This is a genomic window from Massilia niastensis DSM 21313, from assembly GCF_000382345.1.
Taxonomy (GTDB): Bacteria; Pseudomonadota; Gammaproteobacteria; order Burkholderiales; family Burkholderiaceae_D; genus Telluria; species Telluria niastensis.
Genome location: NZ_KB908080.1, coordinates 49,636 through 65,914 on the forward strand (window position 1 = coordinate 49,636; position 16,279 = coordinate 65,914).

General features: G+C 68.5%; 18 protein-coding genes. 14 read left to right on the forward strand and 4 right to left on the reverse strand.

The features are described from left to right. Positions 1 to 204 precede the first annotated feature (204 nt). On the reverse strand, positions 205 to 1,218 hold the full coding sequence (locus tag H162_RS0104340; RefSeq protein ID WP_020652226.1) for a sulfate ABC transporter substrate-binding protein: 1,014 nt from the start codon (positions 1,216 to 1,218) through the stop codon (positions 205 to 207). A gap of 204 nt (positions 1,219 to 1,422) precedes the next feature. On the opposite strand from H162_RS0104340, the gene H162_RS0104345 reads away from it, so the two are divergent. The 10 genes from H162_RS0104345 (at position 1,423) to crtB (ending at position 10,199) form a co-directional block, all read left to right on the forward strand. After that, the gene (locus H162_RS0104345; protein WP_020652227.1) at positions 1,423 to 1,956 is read left to right on the forward strand and encodes a GNAT family N-acetyltransferase; all 534 of its coding nucleotides are present in this window, start codon (positions 1,423 to 1,425) and stop codon (positions 1,954 to 1,956) included. Between the two features lie 71 nt (positions 1,957 to 2,027). Beyond that, positions 2,028 to 2,651: a YcbK family protein gene (locus H162_RS0104350; protein WP_026354209.1), complete on the forward strand. Its 624-nt coding sequence runs from the start codon at positions 2,028 to 2,030 to the stop codon at positions 2,649 to 2,651. Between the two features lie 101 nt (positions 2,652 to 2,752). Further along, positions 2,753 to 3,043 carry a DUF378 domain-containing protein gene (locus tag H162_RS0104355; protein ID WP_156885471.1) on the forward strand — a complete coding sequence of 97 codons (291 nt, stop codon included), beginning with the start codon at positions 2,753 to 2,755 and terminating at the stop codon, positions 3,041 to 3,043. Continuing rightward, complete coding sequence (locus H162_RS0104360; RefSeq protein ID WP_020652230.1) at positions 3,043 to 3,501, forward strand: metallophosphoesterase family protein; 459 nt, start codon at positions 3,043 to 3,045, stop codon at positions 3,499 to 3,501. Before H162_RS0104355 ends, H162_RS0104360 begins: the two co-directional genes overlap by 1 nt. A gap of 90 nt (positions 3,502 to 3,591) precedes the next feature. After that, a complete protein-coding gene (locus H162_RS0104365; protein ID WP_020652231.1) occupies positions 3,592 to 3,999 on the forward strand; it encodes a hypothetical protein in 408 nt (135 codons plus the stop codon). Between the two features lie 215 nt (positions 4,000 to 4,214). Continuing rightward, positions 4,215 to 5,225, forward strand: a complete 1,011-nt coding sequence (locus tag H162_RS0104370; protein WP_020652232.1) for a polyprenyl synthetase family protein — start codon at positions 4,215 to 4,217, stop codon at positions 5,223 to 5,225. A gap of 67 nt (positions 5,226 to 5,292) precedes the next feature. After that, complete coding sequence (locus tag H162_RS0104375; protein WP_020652233.1) at positions 5,293 to 6,588, forward strand: glycosyltransferase; 1,296 nt, start codon at positions 5,293 to 5,295, stop codon at positions 6,586 to 6,588. Continuing rightward, positions 6,581 to 7,771 carry a lycopene beta-cyclase CrtY gene (gene crtY / locus H162_RS0104380; RefSeq protein WP_020652234.1) on the forward strand — a complete coding sequence of 397 codons (1,191 nt, stop codon included), beginning with the start codon at positions 6,581 to 6,583 and terminating at the stop codon, positions 7,769 to 7,771. The genes H162_RS0104375 and crtY overlap by 8 nt, the downstream gene beginning before the upstream one ends. Beyond that, on the forward strand, positions 7,768 to 9,258 hold the full coding sequence (locus H162_RS0104385) for a phytoene desaturase (RefSeq protein ID WP_026354211.1): 1,491 nt from the start codon (positions 7,768 to 7,770) through the stop codon (positions 9,256 to 9,258). The genes crtY and H162_RS0104385 overlap by 4 nt, the downstream gene beginning before the upstream one ends. Next, positions 9,255 to 10,199: a 15-cis-phytoene synthase CrtB gene (gene crtB / locus H162_RS0104390; protein ID WP_020652236.1), complete on the forward strand. Its 945-nt coding sequence runs from the start codon at positions 9,255 to 9,257 to the stop codon at positions 10,197 to 10,199. The genes H162_RS0104385 and crtB overlap by 4 nt, the downstream gene beginning before the upstream one ends. On the opposite strand, the gene H162_RS0104395 is transcribed toward crtB, so the two are convergent. Further along, on the reverse strand, positions 10,096 to 10,629 hold the full coding sequence (locus tag H162_RS0104395) for a sterol desaturase family protein (RefSeq protein ID WP_020652237.1): 534 nt from the start codon (positions 10,627 to 10,629) through the stop codon (positions 10,096 to 10,098). The two genes, crtB and H162_RS0104395, sit on opposite strands and share 104 nt — an antisense overlap. Before the next feature lie 105 nt (positions 10,630 to 10,734). Between H162_RS0104395 and H162_RS0104400 the strand changes: the two genes are divergently transcribed. Continuing rightward, on the forward strand, positions 10,735 to 11,151 hold the full coding sequence (locus H162_RS0104400) for a DUF2141 domain-containing protein (protein WP_040786395.1): 417 nt from the start codon (positions 10,735 to 10,737) through the stop codon (positions 11,149 to 11,151). A 72-nt stretch (positions 11,152 to 11,223) separates the two neighbouring features. On the opposite strand, the gene H162_RS0104405 is transcribed toward H162_RS0104400, so the two are convergent. Continuing rightward, positions 11,224 to 12,201 carry an amidohydrolase family protein gene (locus H162_RS0104405; RefSeq protein WP_040786396.1) on the reverse strand — a complete coding sequence of 326 codons (978 nt, stop codon included), beginning with the start codon at positions 12,199 to 12,201 and terminating at the stop codon, positions 11,224 to 11,226. Between the two features lie 78 nt (positions 12,202 to 12,279). Continuing rightward, on the reverse strand, positions 12,280 to 13,221 hold the full coding sequence (locus tag H162_RS0104410) for an SMP-30/gluconolactonase/LRE family protein (protein WP_040786398.1): 942 nt from the start codon (positions 13,219 to 13,221) through the stop codon (positions 12,280 to 12,282). A 156-nt stretch (positions 13,222 to 13,377) separates the two neighbouring features. Between H162_RS0104410 and H162_RS0104415 the strand changes: the two genes are divergently transcribed. The 3 genes from H162_RS0104415 (at position 13,378) to H162_RS0104425 (ending at position 16,096) form a co-directional block, all read left to right on the forward strand. Further along, on the forward strand, positions 13,378 to 14,487 hold the full coding sequence (locus H162_RS0104415) for a Gfo/Idh/MocA family protein (protein WP_020652241.1): 1,110 nt from the start codon (positions 13,378 to 13,380) through the stop codon (positions 14,485 to 14,487). An 87-nt stretch (positions 14,488 to 14,574) separates the two neighbouring features. Beyond that, positions 14,575 to 15,384: a transporter substrate-binding domain-containing protein gene (locus tag H162_RS0104420; protein WP_020652242.1), complete on the forward strand. Its 810-nt coding sequence runs from the start codon at positions 14,575 to 14,577 to the stop codon at positions 15,382 to 15,384. A 49-nt stretch (positions 15,385 to 15,433) separates the two neighbouring features. After that, complete coding sequence (locus H162_RS0104425) at positions 15,434 to 16,096, forward strand: amino acid ABC transporter permease (protein WP_020652243.1); 663 nt, start codon at positions 15,434 to 15,436, stop codon at positions 16,094 to 16,096. The last annotated feature ends 183 nt before the right edge of the window (positions 16,097 to 16,279 follow it).

The following is a 16,279-nucleotide window of genomic DNA, read 5'->3' on the forward strand; positions in this document are numbered from 1 at the left end:
TCTGTAGGGCAACTACGGTATGGAAGATAGCATTTATCCCGGCAGCATGTCTACGGAGTACCGGAAAAATCGCATGCGAGTTGGATTTTTTCGACGAAACATGTAGGACAGGCATTAAAGAATGCCAGGATTGCAATGATATCGGGCGTCCGGCAATGAAAAAGCCCTGCTCGCGCAGGGCTTGTCCGAAATATTGCGGAAGGCTTATTTCGACTGGTAGATCTTGTCGAATTCGCCGCCGTCGTCGAAGTGGGTCTTCTGCGCCTGGCGCCAGCCGCCGAACACCTCGTCGACGGTGAACAGCGCGATCGGCTTGTAGTTGGCCGCATGCTTCTTCATCACGGCCTCGTTACGCACGCGCAGGAAGTGCTTGGCGCCGATTTCCTGGCCGGCCGACGTGTACAGGAAGTTCAGGTAGGCGGTCGCCTGCTTGCGCTGGTTGCGGCGGTCCACCACCTTGTCGACCACCGCGACCGGCGATTCGGCCAGGATCGACACCGTCGGGTACACCACCTCGAAGTTGTCGCCGAACTCGGCGCGCACCATGCTCACTTCGTTCTCGAAGGTCACCAGCACGTCGCCGATCTGGCGCTGGGTGAAGGTGGTGGTGGCGGCGCGGCCGCCGGCGTCGAGGATCGGGACGTTCTTGAAGATGCGGCCGACCAGGTCGCGCGCCTGGCCCGCGTTGCCGCCTTTCTTCAGCACCGAGCCCCAGGCGGCCAGGTAGGTGTAGCGGCCGTTGCCGGCGGTCTTGGGATTCGGGATGATCACCTGCACGCCCGGGCGCGCCAGGTCGTCCCAGTTGGCGACCTTCTTCGGGTTGCCCTTGCGGACCAGGAACACCATGGTCGAATAGTAGGGCGCCGCATTGTTCGGGAATTTCTTGGCCCAGTCCTTGGCCACCAGGCCCTTGTCGGCCAGCATGTCGATGTCGTTGGCCTGGTTCATCGTCACCACCGAGGCTTCCAGGCCGTCGGCGACGGCGCGCGCCTGCTTGCTCGAACCCCCATGCGACTGCTTGATCGTGACGGTCTCGCCGGCCTGCTGCTTGTAGGCGGCGATGAAGGCCGGATTCACGTCCTTGTACAGTTCGCGTGCCACGTCGTAGGACACGTTCAGCAATTCGGTATCGGCGGCGCTGGCCTGCAGTGGCAGGGCGGCGCCCACGGCCAGGGCCAGGATCCAGCGGCGCAGTGCGCTCGGGGAAGACTTCTGCATATTGTTCTCGCTTTTTGAAAGAGAAGATGACAGTGTGCATGTTCCCTAATTTCAGGGTGGAACGGAACAATATTTTCGGCATATCGTTATGCGGTAGTAGCACTTGTGCACGGTACAGCAGAGGCTCTCACTTTCGGTGTATAGTCGAGACCTTACGACGCGTCGGCGACGCTGGTTTATTACCGTTTTCGATATTGATAACTGATGTCCACGCGTATTGACATTCGCAAGGCGGTCCCTGAGGACGCGCCGGCCGCCTGCGCCCTGCTGCGCCGAAGCATCGAGGAAGGCTGCCGCGACGACCACCGCGACCAGCCGGCGGTCCTCGGTCTTTGGCTCGGCAACAAGACGCCGGCCAACGTCAGCGCCTGGTTTGCTTCCCCCAGTAATTTCGCCCTGGTTGCGCAAAGCGAAGGCCAGCTCGTCGGCCTGTGCCTGCTGACCCAGGCCGGCAAGGTGGCGCTGTGCTATGTCCTGCCCGAAGCGCTTCGCTGCGGCGTCGGCCGCGCCCTGCTGGCCGCCGTGGAAGAGCAGGCGCGCGCCTGGAACATCAGCAAGCTGCACCTGCACAGCCCGGCCGGCGCGAGCGCCTTCTTTGAGCGCCACGGCTACCTCAATGCGGGCAAGGAACAATCCTGCTTCGGCCTCGAATGCGACCTGCTCTGGAAGCGCCTGGACGGCGCCTGCGTGCTGCCCCAGGGCGCCGCGCGCCGGCGTTTCTGCAACTGCAGCGAATAAGTAAGGCGCGCGCGGCTTCTTTCCCGTTGCGCATTAGGCTATAGTGTGCGTCTCCCAAAGATGAGTTCGTTATGGCTTCACGTAGAGACTTTCTTCAGCAGGGCGCCCGCCTGTGTGCGTTGGGCGCCCTCGGTGCGCCGCTGGGCGCCGCCGCGCAAACCACCAGCATGGAACCGCCGCCCGACCTGTTCGACGCCCAGCTGCTGGACATCGACTTCTGGGTCAAGCCGCGCACGCTCTCCGTGGTGCGCCCGGCCAGCGGCGAGCGCGCCAAGCTGCTGTACTGGAAGGACGGCGAGATGATCGATTCCGCCTACCAGGAACTGTGCCACCTGCTGCGCGACGTGCATGGCCGCGCGACCGCGCCGATCGACCCCAAGCTGCTCGAGATGCTGTGGGGCACCCAGGCCTTCATCGCGCGCTACGGGCTCCACCAGCCGCTCGAGATCCTGTCGGGCTACCGCACCGAGGCGTCCAACAAGCGCCTGGTCGAGGAGGGCGTGCCGGCCGCGCGCAAGTCGCTGCACATGGTCGGCAAGGCGGCCGACATCCGGCTCGCCAACCTCAACGAAGAGGTGCTTGGCGGCCTGATCCGCAGCTTCCGCCAGGGCGGGGTCGGCTACTACTACCGCTCGGGGCCGAAAGGCGGCTGGATCCATGCCGATACGGGCCTGCAGCGCACCTGGAAGGGCTGAGCGACCCGTGCGAGCGGCTCGCTGAAGTTGCGCTAGTATTTGCTGTCATGCCGGGGCAGGACGCCCCGGCCCTTGTGTCCTTTCCTGTCAAGGAGGCTGTGATGGCAACGATGAATGCACCTACCATGGATCGCCGGACCACGCCCGAACGGCGTGTCTCCCTGCATGCGCACCAGCGCGCCGCGATGTCCGCCCTCGACTACCTGGCCATGGCGCTGCTGATCATCGGCGGCCTGAACTGGGGCATGGTCGGCCTGTTCGACGTCGACATGGTCGCCACCCTGTTCGGCCCGGGCAGCTCGCTGACCCGGGTGGTATATGTCCTGGTCGGCGTGTCCGCGCTGTACTCGGTCTACACGATCGCCAAGATGGCCGGCAGCAAGCGGTATTGATGCGCGTCGGCCTGATCTCCGACACGCACGGGCTGCTGCGCCCGGAGGCCCTCGCGCTGCTGCGGGGCAGCGCCCATCTCATCCATGCGGGCGACATCGTCGATCCCGCCATCCTCGACCGGCTCGCCGAACTGGCGCCGCTGACCGCCGTGCGCGGCAATAACGACCACGGTCCCTGGGCCGACCGCTTGCCCGAGACCGCAAGGGTGACGCTCGGCGGCGTCACCATCTACGTCATCCATGACCTGCAGCAGCTCGATCTCGATCCGCCGGCCGCCGGCATCGATGTCGTCGTCTCCGGGCACTCGCACAAGCCGGCCTGCCTGCGGAAGGAGGGCGTCCTGTACGTCAATCCGGGCAGCGCGGGCCGGCGCCGCTTCAGCCTGCCGATCTCGGTCGGCGAACTGCTGCTCGAAGCGGGCCGCGCCGAGGCGCGCCTGATCGTGCTCGACGCCTGAGGGGACTTATTTCTGCGCGCCGGCCTGCGCCGCTTCAGGGCGCCCCCGAAATCTTCTAGAATAGAGGTCGACACTTCTTTATTGCAGCACATGACCTCCCAGCCAGAACAAGCGCCCCGTTTCAAACCCCGTCCCTGGACCCCGCTCGAGACGCCGCAGGACGTCGAGCTCTGGATCGACGACCATAACCGCTGCATGCAGGAGCTGATCGGGCCGCAGGAAACCGGGGTCGGCGTCTGCTTCATCCTGGCCGAAGGCGGCCACGTCTACATGCAGACAACGGCCGATGCCGTCATCCTCGATGTCGAGCCGGACGCGGCCTGGATCGCGCCCCTGATCAGCGCCGCCACCGGCGCCGAGGCGCCGCGCGGCCAGACCTGGGTGCTGCCGGACGACAAACTGATCCAGCTGATCCTCGGCCTGTCGATGCTGGTCGAGAGCAGCATCCTCGTGACCGGCCACCGCTTCGGCGCGCGCGGCCGCACGCTGTCCTGCTGAGCCTCTACGCGCCACGCCCCTGCCGCCTGTCCCGCTAACGTCCCGCTTTCGATTGCCCGTCCGTCCACATGCGCCGTCCGATTCGTTCATGATGGCGGTGGCGGCGTGTCGCCGAGTTGACGCAATATTAAAATTATTGATCTTTTATATTGGTTCCAGCATGATGAGTCGCGAGTTCACCAAGTTGTTCATCCAGACCCGGCAAAGGATTGCGCATGACGACAGAGACCCTCCGCCCAGGCGGCCTCGATGGACAGCAGCGGGACGATCCCCTGGCGCACGAGCTGGAAGCGCTCAGGCAGGATATCGAAGACCGTATCGATGAGTTGCTCACGGACAGCGGCGGCCATACCGACCTGCTGGCCCTGGCCATGCGCGCCGGCGCCCTCGGCGCCGGCAAGCGGATGCGGCCACTGCTCCTGACCCTGGTCGCGCGCGACCTCGGCTGCACTTCGCCTGCAGTGACCGACGTCGCCTGCGCGGTCGAGATGGTGCACGCGGCCTCGCTCATGCTCGACGATATGCCCTGCATGGACAACGCCATGCTGCGGCGCGGGCGGCCCGCGGTCCACGTCCAGTATGGCGAGGATGTCGCGATCCTGGCCGCGGTCGGCCTGCTCAGTCGCGCCTTCGGCATCCTGGCCAGCGCGCCCGGCATCGCTCCCGCCGTGCGCGCCCGGCTGGTCGCCAAGCTGGCCGATACCGTCGGTGCACGGGGCCTGGTGCGCGGACAGTTCGAAGACCTGCGCGGCGGCCGCCAGCGCTCTGCCGCCGAGATCGCGACCACCAACGAGCTCAAGACCGGCGTGCTGCTGGGCGTGGCGGTCGACATGGCCGCCATCATCGCGCAGGCCGACGAGCGCGTGGCGCAATCCCTGCGTGCCTTCGCGCTCTCCGCCGGCCAGGCGTTCCAGATCCGCGACGACTTCCAGGACATCCCGGGCAACGACAGCGCCGTCAGCGGCAAGGATGTCGGCAAGGACATCGGCAAGGCGACCCTGGTCGCCACCCTCGGCATCGACGAGGCCCGGCGGCGCCTGGCCGCCCACCTGCGCGAAGCCGACCGCTACCTGTTCGAGGCGATCGGCGCCCGGCAGCGCACGCGCCGCTTCGTGGGCAGCCTGTTCTCCCACGACGCTCCCTTGTCCGGGCCTGCGCCTGACCTCGGCGCCCTGGTGGCCGCGGACGGCGCCGCGAGGCAGCGCAGGGCGGCGCGCATCAACTGACGGCGCCGGCCTGTCCCGTCACGGGCGGCCGGCATCGACGAACGCGACAAGGCACAGGAGAGACCCGATGGCGCATTTTGCCGTGGTCGGACCGGCATTTCCCAGTCACTACAGCGCGCTGGCGGCGCTGGCGGCCGAACTGGCCGACCACGGCCACCGCATCAGCTTCCTGCACCGGCCCGACGCAGGCGCCTTCCTCGACGACCCGCGCATGGGCTTTCATGCGATCGGCCATGACAGTCATCCGCCCGGCACGCTGGCCGGGGCGATGCGGCGCGCGGCGAACCCCGGCGGCCCGCTCGGCCTGCGCCGGGTCATCGCCGACATGGCGAGCGGCACCGACATGCTGTGCCGCGAACTGCCCGGCGCCTTCCACAGGCTGGGCGTCGACGCGGTGATCGCCGACCAGATGGAGGCGGCGGGCGGGCTGGTGGCCGAGGCGCTGGGACTGCCCTTCGTGTCGGTCGCCAATTCGCTCCCGGTGAACCGCGAACCGGGCATTCCGCTGCCGGTGATGCCCTTCGCCCATGGCGAGGACGCGCGCGCGCTCAGGATCGTGGAGGGCAGCACCCGGGTCTACGACTGGATGATGGCGCCGCACCGGCGCGTGATCGAGGCCCATGCGCGCCGCTTCGGGCTCGGCCGGCGCGGCATGCTGCACGAATGCCTGTCGCCGCTGGCGCAGGTGAGCCAGACGGTGGCCGAATTCGAATTCCCGCGCCGCGCGCTGCCGCCGCATTTTTACCATGTCGGCCCGCTGCGCCGCATGGCGGCGCCAGGCGCACGGGACCAGGCCATGCCGCAGGTCGACCCCGGCCGGCCCTTCGTGTTCGCTTCGCTCGGTACCATGCAGGGCCACCGCTACGGACTGTTCAAGCGGATCGCCCTGGCCTGCCGCCGGCTCGACGTGCAACTCCTGCTTGCTCATTGCGGCGGCCTGGACGCTCGGCATGCGCGGGCGCTGGAGCGCCTCGGCGCGACCTGGGTGTGCGCTTTCGCGCCCCAGCTGGCGGCGCTCGAACGCGCCGATGCGGTGGTGTCGCATGCGGGGTCGAACACGGTGATGGACGCCATCGCCGCGTGCACGCCGATGCTGGCGCTCCCGATTGCCTTCGACCAGCCCGGCGCGGCGGCCCGGATCGCCCATCGCGGCATCGGGCTGTGCGCCTCCGCGCGCTTCGCGACTGCCGCCCAGCTGGCCGGCAAGCTGCGGCGCCTGCTCGACGAGCCGGAGTTCGCGCGCCGAATGGCGCCGATGGCCGAGAGCATCCGCCAGGCCGGCGGGGCGCCGCGCGCCGCCGCCATCATCGAAGCGGCGCTGCGCCTGGAGCGCCCGGCCGGCAGCGTGGCCTGCCTTGGATAAGCGCGCATCCAGGGACGTCCCGTATGACCTGATCCTGGCCGGGGGAGGGCTGGCGAACGGGCTGATCGCCTGGCGACTGCGCGCGCGCCGCCCGTCGCTGCGCCTCCTGCTGCTGGAGCAGGGTGAGCGGATCGGCGGCAACCATACCTGGTCCTTCCACGAGGGCGACCTCGACGCGGCCCAGCGCCAGTGGCTGGCGCCGCTGGTCTCGCATCGCTGGCCGCGCCACGCCGTTCTCTTCCCGGGCTATGCGCGCACGCTCGACAGCGGCTACCTGAGCATCGCTTCCAGCGATTTCGCGCGCGTCGTCGAGCCGGCGCTGGGCCCGGCCCTGCGCCTCGGGGTGCGCATCGCCGAACTCGGTCCGACCTCGGTGCGCCTGGCCGATGGCGAAACCCTGCAGGCCCGCGCGGTCATCGACGGGCGCGGCATGCAGCCCAGCGGGCGGCTGGCGCTGGGCTGCCAGACTTTCCTCGGCCAGGAGCTGCGGCTCGCCGCGCCGCACGGGCTGGACGCGCCCATCCTCATGGACGCCAGCGTGGCGCAGCAGGGCGGCTACCGCTTCGTCTACGTGCTGCCGTTCGACCCGCACCGCGTGCTGATCGAGGACACCCACTATGTCGGCGCCAGCGCCCGCGATCCGGAGCGCCTGCGCGCCAACATCGCGGCGTATGCGGCGGCGCGCAACTGGCGCATCGCCGAGGTCCTGCGCGAAGAACAGGGCTCGCTGCCGATCGTGCTGGCCGGCGACTTCGAACGCTACTGGGCCGACCTGGCCGGCCAGCCCTGCGCCGGCCTGCGCGCGGGGCTGTTTCATTCCACCACCGGCTACTCGCTGCCGCACGCGGTGCGCCTGAGCGAGCGCGTTGCTGCGCTCTCGGAGTTCGATGCGCCGGCCCTGTTTGCGGCGATCCGCGCGGAAGCGGCGCAGGCCTGGCGCCGGCAGCGTTTCTTCAGGCTGCTCAATCGCATGCTGTTCCTGGCCGGCAGCCCGGACCAGCGCTGGCGCGTGATGCTGCGCTTCTACCGGCTGCCGGCGCCCCTGATCGCGCATTTCTACGCCGGGAGCCTGAGCCTGGGCGACAAGGCCCGGCTGTTGAGCGGCAAGCCTCCCGTCCCCCTGCGGCAGGCCCTGTCCGCCGCATGCAAGATCCACCCTCGCCAGATCAGGAGGTTCGAATGAAGGCATCGAGACGGGCAGTCGTCGTGGGCGCCGGATTCGGCGGGCTGGCGCTCGCGATCCGGCTGCAGGCGCGCGGCGTGCGTACTACCTTGCTGGAGAAGCGCGACAAGCCTGGCGGGCGCGCCTATGTGTACGAAGACCAGGGCTTCGTGTTCGATGCCGGGCCGACCGTCATCACCGACCCGTCGGCGATCGAGGAACTGTTCACGCTTGCGGGCAGGCGCATGGCGGACTACGTCGAGATGCTGCCGGTGGCGCCGTTCTACCGGCTGTGCTGGGAAGACGGCAGCCACTTCGACTACGCCAACGACCAGGAGGCGCTGGATCGCCAGATCCATGCCCGCAATCCGGACGACGTGGCGGGCTACCGCCGCTTCCTGGCGTATTCGAAGGCGGTGTTCGAAGAGGGCTACCTGAAGCTCGGCAGCGTGCCTTTCCTGTCGTTCCGCGACATGATCCAGGCCGGCCCGCAACTGGCGCGGCTGCAGGCATGGCGCAGCGTCTACGGCATCGTGGCGCGCTTCATCCAGGACGAGCAGCTGCGCCAGGCGTTTTCCTTCCACTCGCTGCTGGTCGGCGGCAACCCGTTCGCCACCTCGTCGATCTATACCCTGATCCATGCGCTCGAGCGGCGCTGGGGCGTGTGGTTCCCGCGCGGCGGGACCGGCGCCCTGGTGCGGGCCCTGGTCCAGCTTTTCGAGGACATCGGCGGCCGGATCGAGCTGAATGCTCCCGTGGCGCGCATCGAGACCGGCGGCGCGCGCGTCAGCGGAGTGCGGCTCGAGGACGGGCGCCTGTTCCCGGCGGATGCGGTAGCCTCGAACGCCGACGTGGTCCACACCTATGCCTCGCTGCTGGGGCAGCATCCGCGCGGCGCGGCGCAGGCCGGGGCGCTGCGCCGCAAGCGCTTCAGCAATTCGCTGTTCGTGCTGTACTTCGGCCTGGACCGGCGCCACGACGGGCTGCGGCACCACACCGTCTGCTTCGGCCCGCGCTACCGGGAGCTGATCCAGGACATCTTCGGCGGCGCCAACCTGGCCGAGGACTTCTCGCTCTACCTGCACGCTCCCTGCGTCACCGATCCCTCTCTGGCGCCGCCCGGCTGCGGCAGCCACTACGTGCTGGCGCCGGTGCCGCACCTGGGCCATGCGCCGATCGACTGGCGCGCCGAAGGGCCGCGCTACCGCGACCGCATCTTCGACTACCTGGAGCGGCGCTACCTGCCCGGCCTGCGCAGTCAGCTCGTGACCAGCCGGATCTTCACGCCGCTCGACTTCCGCGACGAACTGAATGCTCACCTGGGTTCGGCGTTCTCGCTCGAACCCATCCTGACCCAGAGCGCATGGTTCCGCCCGCACAACCGCGACGCCGTACTGGCCAACCTCTACCTGGTGGGCGCCGGCACGCATCCGGGCGCCGGCGTGCCCGGCGTGATCGGCTCGGCCAAGGCGACGGCCGGCCTGATGCTGGAGGAGGCGCTGTCATGAGCGAAGCCCTGTTCGAGCATGCGGCGAACACCATCCAGGCCGGCTCGAAGAGCTTCGCCGCGGCGGCGCGCCTGTTCGCGCCCGCCACGCGGCGCAGCGTGCTGATGCTGTATGCCTGGTGCCGCCATTGCGACGACGCGGTCGACGGCCAGGCGCTGGGCTTCGGCGCCGCCCCGGCCGGCCATGCGCCGGAGCGCGCACTGGCCGCACTGCGCGAGCAGACCCGGCGCGCCTATGCGGGCGAGCCGATGCGCGACCCGGCCTTCGCCGCCTTCCAGGAAGTGGCGCTGCGCCACGGGATCGCGCCGCGCCACGCCGACGACCACCTGGCCGGTTTCGCCATGGATGTCGGGCAGGCGCATTACGAGACCATCGAGGACACGCTGCGCTACTGCTACCATGTCGCCGGCGTGGTGGGCCTGATGATGGCCGGGATCATGGGGGTGAAGGACGAGGCGGTGCTGGACCGGGCCTGCGACCTGGGGCTGGCCTTCCAGCTGACGAATATCGCGCGCGACATCGTGGACGATGCGCGCATCGGGCGCTGCTACCTGCCGGCCGCATGGCTGCGCGAGGCCGGGATTCCGCTGGCGGAGGTGGCCTTGCCCCGGCACCACGCGGCGCTGGCGCGGGTCGCGGGGCGCCTGGTCGCGCATGCGGAACCCTACTACGCGTCGGCCGCCGTCGGCATCGCCGCCTTGCCCCTGCGCTCGGCATGGGCGATCGCCACGGCGCGCTACGTGTACCGCCAGATCGGCATCGAGGTCATGCGGCGCGGGGCGCGCGCGTGGGACGGGCGGGCCGGCACCTCGCGCGTCATGAAGCTGTGGCTGCTCGTCAAGGGGGGAATCGCGGCGCTCGGTTCGCGTCTGCGGGCGAGGCCGGCGCGTCCGGCCGGCTTGTGGCGGCGTCCCGCCGCAGCGCCTGCAGCTGGCGCTTGAGGGTGGCCACCGGCGGCGCATACAGGAAGCCGAAGGACACGGCGCCATCCCTGCCGGCGACCGCGTGGTGCATGCGGTGCGCCTGGACCAGGCGCTTCAGGTAGCCGCTGCGCGGGGTATGGCGGAACGGCCAGCGGCGGTGCACCAGGCCGTCGTGCGCCACGAAGTACAGGAAGCCGTAGGCGGTCATGCCGGCGCCGATCCATTCGAGCGGGTGGTGGCCGCGCGTGCCGGCGTGGATCAGGGCGATGGCGATGGCGGCGAAGACGAGGGCGTAGAGGTCGTTCTTCTCGAACCAGCCGGTGCGCGGTTCGTGGTGGGAGCGGTGCCAGCCCCAGCCGAAACCATGCATCACGTACCGGTGCGCGAGGATGGAGACGAGTTCCATCATCACGACGGTGACCACGACGATGAGCGCATTCAGCAGCATGATCCGTTGAGCCGATGGAGAACGAGAACGATGGATACAGCCTATCATATGCGGGGCGCCTGCACGGCTCGGACGGGCGCGACAGACCAGTTCAAAGGGGGTTCCATGCACGTATTGACCAGGAGCGCGCTGTGCTGCGCGCTGGTGTTGCCGCTGACGGCCGCCTCGGCGGCGAGCATCGAGGTGCGCGTGGCGCCGGTCGCGGGCGGCAAGGGGACGGTGAACGTCGCGGTATGCGACAAGGAACGCTTCCTCAAGCAGTGCCTGTACACCGCCTCGGCGCCGGCGCAGGAGGGCGAGACCGTGATCGTGATCGAGGACGTGCCGGCGGGCGCGTGGGCGGTGCTGGCCTACCAGGACGAGAACGGGAATAAACAGCTGGACCGGAATGTGCTGGGGATACCGAAGGAAAAGTATGGATTCAGCCGGGAGGCCAGGGGGAGGTTCGGACCGCCGCATTTCGCGGAGGCGGCGCTGGTGGTGCGGGAAGGCTTGATGGTGGTGCCTGTACGGTTGCGCTAAGTCTGCGCGGCGAACCCGGGTTCCCGGCTTCGCGAGAACCCGGGTTACGCAGCGCCGAGTCAGCCCGGGCGTTCACCGCAAATACGGCGCCACGTTTCCCCCGATCCGCTTGATTTCCTCCTCCGTCAAGGGCAAGGCCGCAAACGCGGCCCAGGCCTCCTTCGGTTTCATGTTGTTCGGCGTCGCCGCATCCGACCCGAACAGCACCTTGTCCACGCCCACCTGGCGGATCCGCTGCACCATCTCGCGCGCCTGCTCCGGCGTGATGTCGGGCGTGGCGATCGAGGCCACGTCGAACCACAGCTGGCGCGTGTTCGGATCGCGCCGCGCCGCGGCTTCGGCGAACACGCGCATCACCTCGTTGGCCGGCGGATCCTCGTAGCCCGGCCCGGCGCCGGCGAAGTGCGCGATCTGCACCACCACGTCCGGCGCCTGCGGCATCAGCTCCTGCAGGAAGGCGCGCGCCTGCGCCTCGCCGTAGGGGCGCTTGAGCGAGATCGAGGCGCGCAGGTGGATCGCCATCGCCATGCGGTGGCGGTTGGCGGCCCGGAACACTTCCTTCAGCTTCGCGATGTGGGCCGGGTTCTCGAGCTGGACGTCCGAATTCCCGAAGTGCATCTTGATGCCGTGGCGCAGATGCGGATCGGCGGCGCAGCGCTCCAGTTCGGCCAGCGCGTACTCCTTCAGCGGATTGAAGCCGCAGAACGCGCGCAGGCGGTCCGGGTGCTTCGCGGCCTGGGCGCCGGTCCAGTCGTTCTCCGCCTTCACCCTGGCATACTCGTCCTCGATCACGCGCGAGGGCCGGCCGTACATGTAGGCGACCGACAGCACGGCCGCGCGGCGGATGCCCGCGCTGTCGAGGTGGCCGAGCAGGTCCTTGGCGTCGATCGTCTGCGGTCCCGTCGGTCCCGCATCGATCAGGGCGATGATGCCCGGGCTGAACAGGTGCTGGTGGTGGTCGGCCGCGGGCGGCGCCGCGGCCAGGCAGGCCGCGGGAAGGGCGAGGATCAGGGCGGCAACGACGCGCAGGCGGTGCAAGGAAGGGCGCATGGACAGGTCCGGACGTGGGGAATCGAGGCCCCAGCGTAGCGAGGCCGGGCAGTCCTGTCCATGGAAACTCGATACATATCAGTAGGGCGAGCCGGTGACGTCGAGCACCACCCGCCACAGCGCGCCCGCGCCGGTGATGTACAGGGTCTTGCCGTCGGCGCCGCCGAACGCGGCGTTGGTGACATTGGCGTCCACGCGGATCGTCGCCAGTTGCCGGCCCTGCGGCGAGAACACGCGCACCCGCCGCGCGCCATGCTCGGTCACGTACAGGTTGCCGTGGCAGTCGAGCGTCATGCCGTCCGCGCCATCCAGCCCGGTGACCAGGCTGCGGCCCTGGCGCGGCACGCCGCCGGCGACCGGGTAGGCGCGCAGGACGCCGTCGGCCGCGTTCACGTACAGCACGTCGCCGGCCGGCGCCAGGCCGATGCCGTTCGGGTTGCGCAACGCGCCATCCACCAGCGTGACCTTGCCGTCGACCCCGACGCGGTACACGCCGGTGATCGGCTGGCCGCCCGGCGCCGCCGCCTTCTGCCAGTCCGGATCGGTGAAGTAGATCGTGCCATCGCGGGCGATCGCGATGTCGTTGGGCGAGTTGAACACCTCGCCCTCATGGCGCGCGGCGAGCGTGGTGCGCCTGCCGTCGAGGGTGTAGCGCGACAGGGCCTTGTACTTGTGGGTGGCGGCCACCAGCCGGCCTTCGGCGTCCACCGCCAGGCCATTGCTGCCGCTGTCCTCGATCGCCGTGCTGACGCTGCCGTCGGCGGCCAGCTTGCGCACCCGCGACGGGAAGCCCCGGCCGAAGCTGAAGTCCGAAAAATACAGCGCGTCGCCGATCCACACCGGGCCTTCGTACAGTCCGGGCTCGCCGCGCGACGGCGACGCGGCGGCCACCCGCTGCGCGCTGAGCTCGCCCGACGGCGCCTTGCCGGTGCAGGAAACGGCGCCCGCCGCGGCGGACTGGGTGGCCAGGGCAAGCAGGGCGGCGAGGATCAAGGGCAGGGAGGCGGGAGTTCGGGTCATGGACGCAATCCGTTTTCTTGGGTGTGGAAAAAGTTTCGGTGTTACCGCTATCATTTTATGTTAAAGGATTGTATCCTTGTTAAGGAGCCGAGCCAAGTGACCCACTAGCCCCCGCGTGCCCGGCGACGACACAATAACGGATGACAGGAGTTGGAGATGATTGATCTGAATCGGCGTGGTCTTGTTCTTGCCGCCGCCGGCGCCATCGGGGCGTCCGCGGTCGGTGCTTCCGCATGGGCGCAGCCGCCCGGGCGCAAGCTGGGGTATGCGGTCGTCGGCCTCGGCGGCTACGGGCTGGGCGTGATCATCCCGCAGTTCCAGCACTGCCAGGACAGCCGCCTGGTCGCGCTGGTGAGCGGCGACGCGGCCAAGGCCAGGAAAGTCGCGGGCGAATACGGGGTCCCGGAAAAGAACATCTACAACTACCAGAACTTCGACAGCATCCGCGACAACCCGGAGATCGACATCGTCTACATCTGCCTGCCCGTGTTCATGCATGCGGAGTTCACGGTGCGCGCGGCGAAGGCCGGCAAGCATGTGCTGTGCGAGAAGCCGATGGCGATGTCGTCGAGCGAATGCGAGACCATGATCGACGCCTGCCGCCGGGCGGGCAAGAAGCTGATGATCGGCTACCGCTGCCATTTCGAGCCCTACAACCTGGAAGCCATCCGCCGCGCGCGCGCCGGCGAGATCGGCAAGCTGCGCTACTTCCGTTCCGAGCACGGCTTCACTACCGGGAATCCGAACGCCTGGCGCCTCAGGAAAGCGATGTCGGGCGGCGGCTCGCTGATGGACATCGGCATCTACGCCCTGCAGGCGGCGCGCTACATGACGGGCGAGGAGCCGGTCGCCGTGTACGCCCGCGAGCAGACCGACCGCAGCGATCCGCGCTTCCGCGAGGTCGAGGACATGATCGAGTTCCAGCTCGAATTCCCCTCGGGCGTGATCGGTTCCTGCATGTCGATGTACAGCGCCAACCAGAACCACATTCTGCTGATGGGGGACAAGGGGCGGATCGAACTCGAACCCGGCACCGGCTACCGCGGCAACCGGCTGTGGGTCGGCAACGGGCGCGGCACCGAGATCACGCCGGCGCCGGGACCGGGCGCGACCCAGTGGGCGGCCCAGCTGGACCACCTGTCGCAGTGCGTGCTCTACAACCGCGAGCCCATCGTGCCGGGCGAGGAAGGCCTGCGCGACATGCGCATCATCGAAGCGGTGTACCGCTCGGCGCGCGAGCAGAAGCGGATCGCGTTGCGCGGCTGATCGCATGGGGCCAAGCGGACGGGCCCTAGTCACCCGCGCCGGTTTTCGGTTATAAAGTCAGCTTCACGTTGTACGGAGCGAAAATCGATGGGCAAGCATGTGACGAACACAGGACGGCGCGCCGCGCTCGTCCTCGGCCTGGCCGCAAGCATGGCGGCCCTGGCCGCGCCGGCGCATGCGGAGCTGCTGGCGGACGCCAGGGCGCGCGGCACCCTGCGCGTGGCGATGGAAGGCACCTACCCGCCGTTCAACTTCAAGGATCCGAAGACCGGGCAGCTGGCCGGCTACGACGTCGATGTCGCGCGCCTGGTGGCGGGCAAGCTGGGCGTGAAGCCGGACTTCGTCACCACCGAGTGGTCGGCCATCCTGGCCGGCCTCGCCGCCGGCAAGTACGACGTCATCGTCAGCCAGGTCGGCATCACGCCGAAGCGCCAGCAGGCCTTCGACTTCTCGGTGCCGTATACCTACTCCAGCCCGCAGCTCATCGTGCGCAAGAACGAGCGCGCCACCTATGCCAGCCTGGAAGACCTGAAGGGCCGCAAGGTCGGCGTGGGGCAGGGCAGCGTGTTCGAGCAGCAGGCCAAGGCCGTGGCGGGCGTCCAGGTCAAGAGCTATCCGGCCGCGCCCGAGAACCTGCAGGACCTGGCCTTCGGGCGCATCGACGCCGCCCTCAACGACAGCCTGATGGTGGCCTACCTGCTGAAGAATTCGCAGCTGCCGATCAAGGCCGGTCCGCGCGTGGGCGCGGTCGAACGCATGGGCGTGGCCTTCAAAAAAGGGAATCCGCAGTTCAGGGCCGCCATCGACAAGATCCTGAACGATGCGCGCGCCGACGGCACGCTCAGGCAGATCTCGATCAAGTGGTTCGGCACCGACGCCAGCCAGGAACCGAAGTGAGGGCGCGCGTCGCCAGCGCGGCCCGCCCGACGCCCGACGCGGGCGGGCCGTGGAGCTGATCGCCCTGCTGCAGGAAGCGGCGCCGGTGATGCTCCTGGGCGCCGGCTATACCCTGCTGTTCGCCGTCGCCTCGATGATCGGCGGACTGGCGCTCGGCGTGCCGGTCGCGCTGATGCGCATCGCTCCATGGCGCCTGCTGCGGCTGCCGGCCTCGCTGTATGTCAGCGTCATGCGCGGCACGCCCTTGCTGGTGCAGATCTTCGTGATCTACTATGGCCTGCCCAGCGTCGGCATCGAATTCACCCCGGTGACCGCCGGCGTGCTGGCGCTGTCGCTCAACGCCGGCGCCTACCTGTCCGAGAGCCTGCGCGGCGCGATCCGCAGCATCAGCGAAGGGCAGTGGCGCGCCAGCTTCAGCCTCGGGCTGGGCTACTGGCAGACCCTGGGCTACATCGTCATGCCGCAGGCGTTGCGGGTGGCGGTGCCCTCGATGAGCAATACCCTGATCAGCCTGATCAAGGACACCTCGCTGGTCTCGGTCATCACGATGACCGAGCTGATGCTCGCCACCAAGGAAGTGATCGCGACCACCTTCCAGCCCTTGCCGCTGTATATCGCGGCGGCCGTGATCTACTGGTGCCTGAGCCTGTTCTTCGAATTCCTCCAGCGGCGCGCCGAGCAGCGCCTGAACCGCGCCCACCTGAGCCGCTGAGCTGTCCCCTGTTGCAGGAATTTGTCATTGCATTGTTACAACAGTACTCGACAGCGGCAACAGCCAGTGTTAGTCTTTTCTAAATACTGACTGTTGGAAATAAACGGCGGAGGAGTAATGGAATTCGGCCCGGGTCGGCTGCACCTTCCTGCTACCGTTTCAGGGGAAGAACCAGGTTTTGCC